Origin of the sequence: Micromonospora sp. NPDC023644 (genome assembly GCF_040640115.1) — a bacterium.
Classification (GTDB): domain Bacteria; phylum Actinomycetota; class Actinomycetes; order Mycobacteriales; family Micromonosporaceae; genus Micromonospora.
The window spans coordinates 1-10529 of record NZ_JBFABA010000097.1 but is presented as its reverse complement, the minus strand read 5'-3'; the positions used below and the strand labels follow the sequence as shown (position 1 = coordinate 10529).

Genomic DNA, 10529 nt, shown 5'->3' with positions numbered 1-10529 from the left:
CGCCTCGGCGAACACCACCTCCCGCAACCCACGCGGCAGATGCGCATCTATCTCGGCACACACCCCGTCGAAAGCCGAAGCGAACACCGGGAACGCCTCGTACAGCTCCCGGCCCATCCCGACGCGCTGCGAACCCTGACCCGTGAACAACACCGCCCGACGACCCGCCGACACCACACCCGACACCGCCGGCCGGCCCTCGGCCACCACCGACAGGCCCGCCGTCAACTCCTCGACCGAGCCACCCCACACCACCGCACGGTGCTCCAACGCCGCCCGCGTCGTCGCCAACGACCACGACACATCCACCGGCGACAGACCCGAACGACCACGCACGAACGACGCCAACCGCGCCGCCTGACCCACCAGACCCCGCTCGGAGCGCCCCGACACCACCCACGGCACCGGCAACCCGACCGGCCCGACGGGCGCCGGGGCGGACTCCGGCTCGCCCTGCTCGATGATCACGTGCGCGTTCGTCCCGGAGATACCGAACGACGACACACCCGCCCGACGCGGACGATCCACCCCCGGCCACGCGCGCGACTCGGTCACCAGCTCCACCGCACCCGACGACCAGTCCACATGCGACGACGGCGCGTCGACATGGAGCGTCGCGGGGACCACGCCCGTCCGCATCGCCATGATCATCTTGATGACGCCCGCCACCCCGGCAGCCGCCTGCGTGTGACCGATGTTCGACTTCACCGATCCCAGCAGCAGCGCGTCACGCTCGTCGCGATCCTGCCCGTACGTGGCCAACAGCGCCTGCGCCTCGATCGGGTCACCCAACGTCGTGCCCGTGCCGTGCGCCTCCACGACGTCGACGTCCCCGACACCCAGCCGGGCATTTGCGAGGGCCTGCCGGATCACCCGCTGCTGCGACGGGCCGTTCGGCGCCGTCAACCCGTTCGACGCACCGTCCTGGTTCACGGCCGTGCCGCGCACCACCGCCAGGACCCGACGACCGTCGCGCCGCGCGTCCGACAACCGCTGCACCAGCAGCACGCCGACGCCCTCGGACCAGCCGGTGCCGTCCGCCGCGTCGGAGAAGGACTTGCACCGGCCGTCGGGGGCCATGCCCCGCTGGCGGGAGAAGTCGATGAACGTCTCGGGCGTCGCCATCACGGTGACGCCACCGGCCAGGGCCAGGTCACACTCGCCCGACCGCAGCGCCTGCACCGCCAGGTGCAACGCCACCAGCGACGACGAGCACGCCGTGTCCACCGTCACCGCCGGCCCCTCGAAGCCGAACGAGTACGCCACCCGACCCGACAACACGCTGCTGGCCGTGCCGACGCCGAGGTAGCCGTCGAGGGCCTCCGGAACGTCGGCCAGCCCGGCGGCGTGGTTGTGGTACATCATGCCGGCGAACACGCCGACCGGGCGGCCCCGCAGCGCCAGCGGGTCGATCCGGGCGTCCTCGATCGCCTCCCACGAGGTCTCCAGCAGCAGTCGTTGCTGCGGGTCCATGGCGAGGGCCTCGTGCGGCGAGATCTTGAACAGGGTGGCGTCGAAGTCGCCGGCGTCGGTCAGGAAGCCGCCCTCGCGGGCGTAGCTGCTGCCCCTGCGCGCGCCGGACGGGTCGTACAGGTCGTCGACGTCCCACCCCCGGTCGGCGGGGAAGCCGGTGATGCCGTCCCCGCCGGACACGAGGAGGTCCCACAGCTGCTCGGGGGAGCGCACGCCGCCGGGGTAGCGGCAGCTCATGCCGACGATCGCGATCGGCTCGTCGAGCGCCGCGACGGCGGCGACCGGGGCCGGCAGCGGACCGGCGTCGGTGCCGGTCTCGGCGTCCAGGTGGTCGGCCAGGGCGAGCGGGGTCGGGTGGTCGAAGACCAGGGTCGCCGGCAGGCGCAGGCCGGTCACCGCGCCCAGCCGGTTGCGCAGCTCGACGGCGGTCAGCGAGTCGAAGCCCAGCTCGGTGAACGGGCGGCCGGCCTCGACGGCGGCGGCGTCGGCGTACCCCAGCACCGCCGCGACCTGGTCGAGGACGAGCCGCAGCAGGGCCGCGGCGCGCTCCTCGCGGTCGAGCCCGGCGAGCCGTTCGGTCAGTGCGGCGGTCTCCGCCGGCCCGGACCGCGCGGCGCGGCGCCGGGGCGCGCGGACCAGGCCGCGCAGGACCGACGGCAGGGTGCCCGTCTCGGCCTGGGCGCGCAGCGCCGGGCCGTCCAGCACCATGGGCACCGTCGCGGGCAGGCCGGTCAGCAGGGCGGCGTCGAAGAGGGCGAGGCCGTCCGCCGCGGGGATCGGGCGGACGCCCGCGCGGGCCAGCCGGTCGGTGTCGGCCCGGTCGAGGCCGGCGGTCATGCCGCCGCCCGACTCGACCCACGGCCCCCAGGCCAGGGAGAGCGCCGGGAGTCCCGCGGCCCGTCGCCGGTGGGCGAGCGCGTCCAGGAAGGCGTTGGCCGCCGCGTAGTTGGCCTGGCCGGGGCTGCCCGTCACGCCCGCCGCCGAGGAGTAGGTGACGAAGAGCGCAAGGCCGTGGGCGGCGGTCAGCTCGTGCAGGTGCGCGGCGGCGTCCACCTTCGGCCGGAGCACCTCGTCGAGGGACTCGGCGGTGAGGGAGGTCAGGGTGCGGTCGGCCAGCACGCCGGCGGTGTGCACCACGCCGGTCAGCGGGTGCGCCGGGTCGATCCGGTCCAGCAGCGCGGCGAGGGCGTCGGGGTCGGCGGCGTCGCACGCCTCGACCGTCGCGGTGGCGCCCAAACCGGCGAGGTCGGCGAGCAGGTCGGCGGCGCCGTCCGCGTCGGTCCCGCGCCGGTTGGTCAGCACCAGGTGGCGGACCCCGTGCCGGGTGACCAGGTGGCGGGCCAGGAGCGCGCCGAGGGCGCCGGTGCCGCCGGTGACCAGGACCGTGCCGTCGGGGTCCAGCGCCGGTGCCGGCGCGTCGGGTTCCGGGGCGGCGACGAGCCGGGGCACGCGGACCACGCCGTCGCGCAGCGCCGCCTGCGGCTCGTCGGCCGACAGCAGGCCGGCGAGGGCGGACGCGGAGCTCTCGCGGTCGTCGACGTCGACGAGCAGGAACCGGCCGGGGTGCTCGGCCTGCGCCGAGCGGAGCAGGCCCCACACGGCGGCGCCGGCCAGGTCGGTGACGTCCGCGTCGTCGTCCACGGCGACGGCGCCGCTGGTGAGGACCACCAGCCGGGACCCGCCGGTGTGCCGCTCGGCCGCGAGCCAGCCCTGGAGCACGGCGAGGACCTCGGCGAGCAGGTCGTGGACCGGGCCGGGGTCGGTCCCGGCGGCACCGGCCACCGGGAACAGCACGACGTCGGGCACGCCGGCGTCGCACAGCGCGTCGAGGTCGGCGTGCCGGACGGCGGCCAGGCCGGCGGGCAGCGGCGCGGGGCGGTCGCCGAGCACCGCCCAGGTCGTGCCGTCGGCGGCGCCGGCGCCGCCGACGTGCCGGGTCCAGTCGAGGCGGAACAGCGAGCGACGCCACGGGGAGCCGCCGGAGGTGAGTTCCCCGGCCGGCAGGGGCCGCAGCACCAGGGACCCGACCCGGGCGACGGGCTCACCGGCGGCGTCCGCGACCAGCATGGCCACCGTGTCCGGTCCGGTGGGGGTCAGCCGTACCCGCAGCGTGTCGGCGCCGTGGGCGGACAGCGTGACGTCCGACCAGGAGAACGGCAGCCGGGCCTGGCCGGGGTCGACGATGCCCAGCCCGACCGCCTGCACGGCGGCGTCGAGCAGCGCCGGGTGCAGCCCGTACCCGCCGGCCTCGTCGGCCGCCGGCTCGGGCAGCGCCACCTCGGCGTACACGTCGGCGCCGAGCCGCCAGGCGGCGCGCAGCCCCTGGAAGGCCGGGCCGTACGCGAACCCGGCCTGCGCCGCCCGCCCGGTCAGCTCCGACACGTCCAGGGCGGTGGCGCCGGTCGGCGGCCAGTCCGCCAGCGTGGACCCGTCCTCCCCCGGCTGCGGGGCGAGCAGGCCGGTGGCGTGCCGGACCCACAGGTCGTCGGTGCCGGACCGGCGGGCGTGGACCGTCAGCTGCCACGCCTCGCCGCCGGTGCGTTCGGCGGCGACCTGCACGTCGACGCCGCCGGTCTCCGGCAGCACCAGCGGCGCCTCCAGGGTCAGCTCGGCGAGCCGGTCGGCGCCGACCTCCGCGCCGGCCCGCAACGCCAACTCCACGAAGCCGGTCCCGGGGAAGAGCACCACGTCGCGTACGGCGTGGTCGGCAAGCCAGGGCTGGCCCTGCACCGACAGCCGGCCGGTGAGCGTCACCTCGTCGCCGTCGGCCGAGCGGAACACCGCGCCGAGCAGCGGGTGGCCGGTCGGGGTGAGCCCGGCGGCGGTCACGTCGGCGGGCTGCGGCAGGGGCAGCAGCCAGTAGCGCTCGCGCTGGAACGCGTACGTCGGCAGGTCGACCGGCACGGGCGGGCCGTCGAACAGGGCCGCCCAGTTCACCGGCACGCCCCGGGCCCAGACGGTGGCCGCGGCCGCGAGCGCGGTCGCCGCCTCGTCGTGGTCGGCGCGCAGCATCGGGCCGCAGACCGCCTGGTCCGCGCCGACGATCTCCTGGGTCAGGGCGGAGAGCACCCCGCCCGGGCCCACCTCGACGTACGCGCCCACCCCGAGCTCACGCAGGGTGGCCACGGCCGCGTCGAAGCGGACCGTGTCACGGACGTTGCGCAGCCAGTACGCCGGGGAGCGCACCTCGTCGGGGTCGAGCACCTCGCCCGTCACGGTGGAGACCACCGGGATCCGGGGCGCGGCGAAGGTCAACCGCCCGAGCACGTCGCCGAACGCGTCGAGCATCGGGTCCATCCGGGCGGAGTGGAACGCGTGGCTGACCCGCAGCCGACTGGTCTTCCGGCCGAGGGCCGCGAAGTGCTCGGCGACCGCCAGCACCGCGTCCTCGTCGCCGGAGACGACGACGGACTCCGGGCCGTTGACGGCGGCCAGCCCGGCGCCGGCCACCCCGCCGGCGGTGTCGAGGTGCTGGCGCACCTCCGCCTCGGTGGCGCGGATCGACACCATCGCGCCGCCGGTGGGCAGCGCCTGCATCAGGGCGCCCCGGGCGGCGACCAGGCGGGCGGCGTCCGGCAGCGACAGGACGCCGGCGATGTGCGCGGCGGCCACCTCGCCGACCGAGTGTCCGGTCACGAAGTCCGGCACGACGCCCCAGGACTCGACGAGCCGGTAGGCCGCCACCTCGACGGCGAACAGCGCCGCCTGGGCGTACCCGGTGCGGTCGAGCACCTCGGCGGGGCCGTCGAGCACGTCGCGCAGGGGCCGGTCGAGGTGCTGGTCCAGTTCCGCGCAGGCGGCGTCGAACGCCGCGGCGAAGACCGGGAACGCGGCGTACAACTGCCGGCCCATGCCGACGCGCTGGGCACCCTGCCCGGTGCAGAGCACGGCGACCCGGGTGGGGCTGGCGACCCCGCGCCGCACGGACGCCGCCGGGACGCCGTCGGCCAGGGCGCTGAGCCCGGCGAGCAGCTCGTCCCGGTCGGTGCCGAGCACCACCGCCCGGTGTTCGAGGACCGACCGGCCGACGGCCAGGGCGCGGCCCACCGTGGCCGGCGCGGCGTCGGGGTGCTCGGCGAGCCAGGTACGCAGCCGGTCGGCCTGGGCGCCGAGCGCGGCGGCGCTGCGGGCGGAGACGACCCACGGCAGCGGGTCGGGCCCGGCCACCGCGTCGGTGTCGGTGGCCGGCTGCGGCGCGGGCGGGGCCTCGACGATGACGTGGGCGTTGGTGCCGCTGACGCCGAAGGAGGAGACGCCAGCCCGCATGGGCCGGGACCCGCGCGGCCACGGGCGCGGCTCGCGGAGCAGGTCCACCGCGCCGGCCGACCAGTCGACGTGCGGGGACGGCTCGTCGACGTGCAGGGTCCGCGGCAGGACGCCGTGGCGCATCGCCATGACCATCTTGATCACGCCGGCGACGCCGGCCGCGGCCTGGGTGTGCCCGAGGTTGGACTTGATCGAGCCGAGCCAGAGGGGCTGGTCGTCGGCCCGGTCCCGGCCGTAGGTGGCGAGCAGCGCCTGCGCCTCGATGGGGTCGCCGAGGCGGGTGCCGGTGCCGTGGGCCTCCACCGCGTCCACGTCGGCCGGGGAGAGCCGGGCGTTCGCGAGGGCCTGGCGGATCACCCGCTGCTGCGACGGGCCGTGCGGCGCGGTGAGCCCGTTCGAGGCGCCGTCCTGGTTGACGGCGGTGCCGCGTACGACGGCGAGCACCGGGTGGCCGTTGCGCTGGGCGTCGGAGAGCCGTTCCAGCAGCAGCAGCCCGGCGCCCTCGCTCCAGCCGGTGCCGTCGGCGGCGGCGGCGAAGGACTTGCACCGCCCGTCCGGGGACAGGCCGCGCTGGCGGCTGAAGCCGACGAACGTGTCGGGGCTGGACATGACGGTGACGCCGCCGGCCAGCGCGAGCGTGCACTCGCCGGAGCGCAGGGCCTGCACGGCGAGGTGCATCGCCACCAGCGAGGACGAGCAGGCGGTGTCGACGGTCACCGCGGGGCCCTCGAACCCGAAGGTGTACGCGATCCGGCCGGAGACGACGCTGCCGTGGTTGCCGGTGCCGACGAACGCCTCGACCTCCTCCGGCACGCCGTTGAGGCGGGAGACGTAGTCGTGGTACATGACGCCGGTGAAGACACCCGTCCGACTGCCCTTGAGCGAGTCGGCGGCGATGCCGGCCCGTTCCACCGCCTCCCAGGCGACCTCCAGCAGCAGCCGCTGCTGCGGGTCCATCGCCAGCGCCTCGCGCGGCGAGATGCCGAAGAACCCGCCGTCGAACTCCCCGGCGTCGTGCAGGAAGCCGCCCTCGCGGGTGTACGACTTGCCGTGGGCGTCCGGGTCGGGGTCGTAGAGGTTCTCCACGTCCCAGCCCCGGTCCGCCGGGAACGGCGTGACGGCGTCGACGCCGGACTCGACCAGCCGCCACAGCGCCTCGGGGGTACGCACCCCGCCCGGGTAGCGGCAGCCCATCCCCACGATCGCGATCGGCTCGTGGTTCTGCTCGTCGACGGCCCGCAGGCGTTCGCTGGTCTCGTGCAGATCAGCGGTGACGCGCTTGAGGTACTCGCGGAGCTTGGCTTCGTTCGCCATCGGGTTGATCACCTGTCGCTAAGGGGCAAGCGGCGGACTCGTGGTCAGGATCGGCCGAACTTCTGGTCGATGAAGTCGAACAGCTCGTCGTCCGAGGCCTCGTCGAGGGCCTGGCTGACGTCGGCCGGCCGGTCGGTGGCGTCGCTCCACCTGGTGACCAGCGCCCGGAGGCGGACCGCCACGGCGGTGCGCGTCTCGTCGTCGCCGGCCAGTCGTTCCAGCTCCTCCGGCCCGGTGGCGGCGAACGCGGCCTCCAGCCGGTCCAGCTCGGCCAGCAGGCTCGACGCGGGCGCCGGCGGGGCGGCGTCGGCCAGCAGGAAGTCGGCGAGGGCGGCGGGCGTGGGGCAGTCGAAGATCAGGCTCGCCGGCAGCCGGATCCCGGTGACGGCGGTCAGCCGGTTGCGCAGCTCCACCGCGGTCAACGAGTCGAAGCCGAGGCCGGTGAACGTCTGCCCGGACGGGACGACGGTGGCCGGCGGGTAGCCGAGCACCTCGACGACCTGCGCCTTGACCATGTCCTCCACCAGCCGGCCGCGCTCGGCCTCGGGCGTGCCGACCAGCCGTTGCGCGAAGGACGGCCCGCCGTCGACGACGCCGTCGACGACGCGCCGCCGGGCCCGGACCAGGCCGCGCAGCGGCGCCGGGAGCTGCCCGGCGTCGGCCTGGCGGCGCAGCGCGGCGGGGTCGAGCAGCGCCGGCACCAGATGGGGGCGGCCGCCGCGCAGGCTGGCGTCGAAGAGGTCCAGCGCCTGGCCGGTGTCGAGCGGGCTGAGGCCGTTGCGGCTCATCCGTTGCCGCTGGGCGGCGTCGAGGGCACCGGTCATCCCGCTGTCCGCGGCCCAGAGTCCCCAGGCCAGGGAGGTGGCGGCGAGGCCGGAGGCGCGCCGGTGGTGGGCGAGACCGTCCAGGAACGCGTTCGCGGCGGCGTAGTTGCCCTGCCCGGGGCCGCCGAGGACGCCGGCGACCGACGAGAAGAGGACGAACATCGACAGGTTCCGCCCCCGGGTCAGCTCGTGCAGGTGCCAGGCGGCGTCGGCCTTGGCGGAGAGCACGGCGGACATCCGTTCGGGGGTCAGCGCCGAGAGCACCGCGTCGTCGAGGACGCCGGCGGCGTGGACCACGCCGGCGAGCGGGTGCTCGGCGGGGACGTCAGCGAGCAGGGCGGCGAGGGAGTCGCGGTCCGCCACGTCGCCGGCCACCAGCCGGGCCTGCGCGCCCAGGGCGCTCAGCTCGGTCAGCAGCTCCGCCGCGCCGGGGGCGTCGGCGCCCCGCCGGCTGACGAGCAGCAGACGGCGCACCTTGTGGGCGCTGACCAGGTGCCGGGCCAGCAGTCCGCCGAGGGCCCCGGTGGCCCCGGTGACCAGGACCGTCCCGTCGGGGTCGAGTTCGGCGCCCAGCGCCGGGTCGAGGACGGCGGGCGTGAGCCGGGGTGCCAGCACCCGATCGTCCCGGACCGCCAGTTGGGGTTCGCCGGTGGCGACCGCGCGGGCCACCAGGTCCACCGTGCCGGGCTCCGGTCGCTGCCCCTCGTCGAGGTCCACGAGCACGAAGCGGTCGGGGTGCTCCGCCTGGGCCGAGCGCAGCAGGCCCCAGACCGCGGCGCCGGGCAGGTCGGTCGTCCGGCCGGTGTCGCCGGCGGCGACGGCACCCCGGGTCAGCACGACCAGCCGCCGGTCCGCCAGCCGGTCGTCGGCGAGCCAACCCTGCACGGCGGTCAGCACGGCGGCGAGCCGGGTCCGGGTCGCGGCGGGGACCGGGGCGCGCTCGTCGTCGGCGTACGCCGCGAGCAACACCAGCGCCGGGTCGAGCCGGCCGGAGTCGACCGCCTCGGCCAGCTCGGTGAGCCCGTACCGGGCGAGGCCGGACGGGCCGGACGGGTCGTCGCCGAGGAGCACGGCGTGGGCGGTCGCCGGGGCGCCGGCCGGCACGCTCTGCCAGGCGACGTCGAACAGCGAGTCGACGCTGGTGCCGCTGCCGCGTACCTGGTCGGCGGTCACCGGGCGGGAGACCAGCGAGGCGATCCGGGCGACGGGGGCGCCGGCCGGGTCGGCCAGGGTCAGGGTGACCCCGCCGCCGCTGCGCCGGGCGCGGACCCGCAGCGCGGTCGCGCCGACCGCCGAGAGGGTGACGCCGGTCCAGGCGAAGGGCAGGCGTACGCCGGACGCCTCCCCGTCCTCGTCGACCAGGCCGACGACGTGCAGCGCCGCGTCCAGCAGCGCGGGGTGGATGCCGAAGCCGGCGACCTCGGTGCCGTCGGGCACCGCCACCTCGGCGCAGACCTCGTCGTCGGTACGCCAGACCGCGCGCAGGCCACGGAAGAGCGGGCCGTACTCGACGCCCAGCCGGGACAGTTCGGTGTAGATCGCGTCGACCCCGACGGCGGCGGCCGTGGGCGGCCAGGGCGACGGCTCGGGCCCGTCGGGCCGCGGCGCGGCGGGTGAGAGGACGCCCGTCGCGTGGCGGTCCCACTCCCCGTCCGGGTCGGCGGCGGCCCGGGAGTGGATGGTGACCGGCCGGCGTCCCTCCTCGTCCGCCGTGCCGAGCTTGACCTGTACCGCCCGGGCGTCCTGCTCGGCGAGCGCCAGCGGCGCCTCCAGGGTCAGCTCGTCCAGCGCGTCGCAGCCGACCTGCGCGCCCGCGTGCAGGACCATCTCGACCAGGGCGGCGCCGGGCACCACGACCGAGTCCCAGACGACGTGTTCGGCGAGCCACGGGTGGGTCCGCGCGGAGAGTTCGGTGCCGAAGACCCGTACGTCGTCGTCGGCCACCCGTACGGCGGCGCCGAGCAGCGCGTGGTCGACGGGTCGGACGCCGAGTCCGGGGGCTCCCACGCCGCCCGTGGTGGTGGCGTTGAGCCAGTAGCGCTGGTGGTCGAAGGCGTACGTGGGCAGGGCGACCGTGCGGGGGCGGGCTCCGGCGCCGGTGAGGTATCCGGCCCAGTCGACGTGGCCGCCGGTGACGTACCGCTCGGCCAGGGCGGTGCGCAGCGTGGCGGCCTCGGAGTGGCCGTCACGCAGCGTGGCGGTGAACCGGACGTCGCCGGCCTCCTCGACGCAGTCCTGCGCCATGGCGGTCAGCACGGCGTCGGGGCCCACCTCCAGGAACTGCGTCACGTCCTGCTGGTGCAGGGTCCGCACCGCGTCGGCGAAGCGCACCGGCTGCCGGACGTGCCGCACCCAGTAGCCCGGATCGGTGATCTCCTGCGCGTCCGCGACCGCGCCGGTCACGTTCGACACGATCGGGATCCTCGGCGGCTGCCACGACAGCCCCGCCACCACCGACGCGAACTCGTCCAGCATCGGCTCCATCAACCGCGAGTGGAACGCGTGGCTGACCGACAGTTCCTTCGTCCGCCACCCCCGCTCACGAGCGGCCGCCACCACCGAGGCCACCTCGTCGGCGGCACCGGAGACCACCACCGACGCCGGACCGTTCACCGCCGCAATGTCCACGCCCGCACCCGCAGCGTCGATGAC

2 protein-coding genes are annotated in these 10529 nt (G+C 76.4%); both read right to left on the bottom strand.

The window, feature by feature from the left end:
- Nucleotides 1-7053, bottom strand: a 7053-nt coding sequence (locus tag AB0G08_RS29665) for a type I polyketide synthase (RefSeq protein WP_358094138.1), incomplete at its 3' end; no start/stop codon positions are given.
- 44 nt (nucleotides 7054-7097) lie between these two features.
- Nucleotides 7098-10505: an SDR family NAD(P)-dependent oxidoreductase gene (locus AB0G08_RS29660; protein ID WP_358094141.1), complete on the bottom strand. Its 3408-nt coding sequence runs from the start codon at nucleotides 10503-10505 to the stop codon at nucleotides 7098-7100.
- Between the last annotated feature and the right edge of the window lie 24 nt (nucleotides 10506-10529).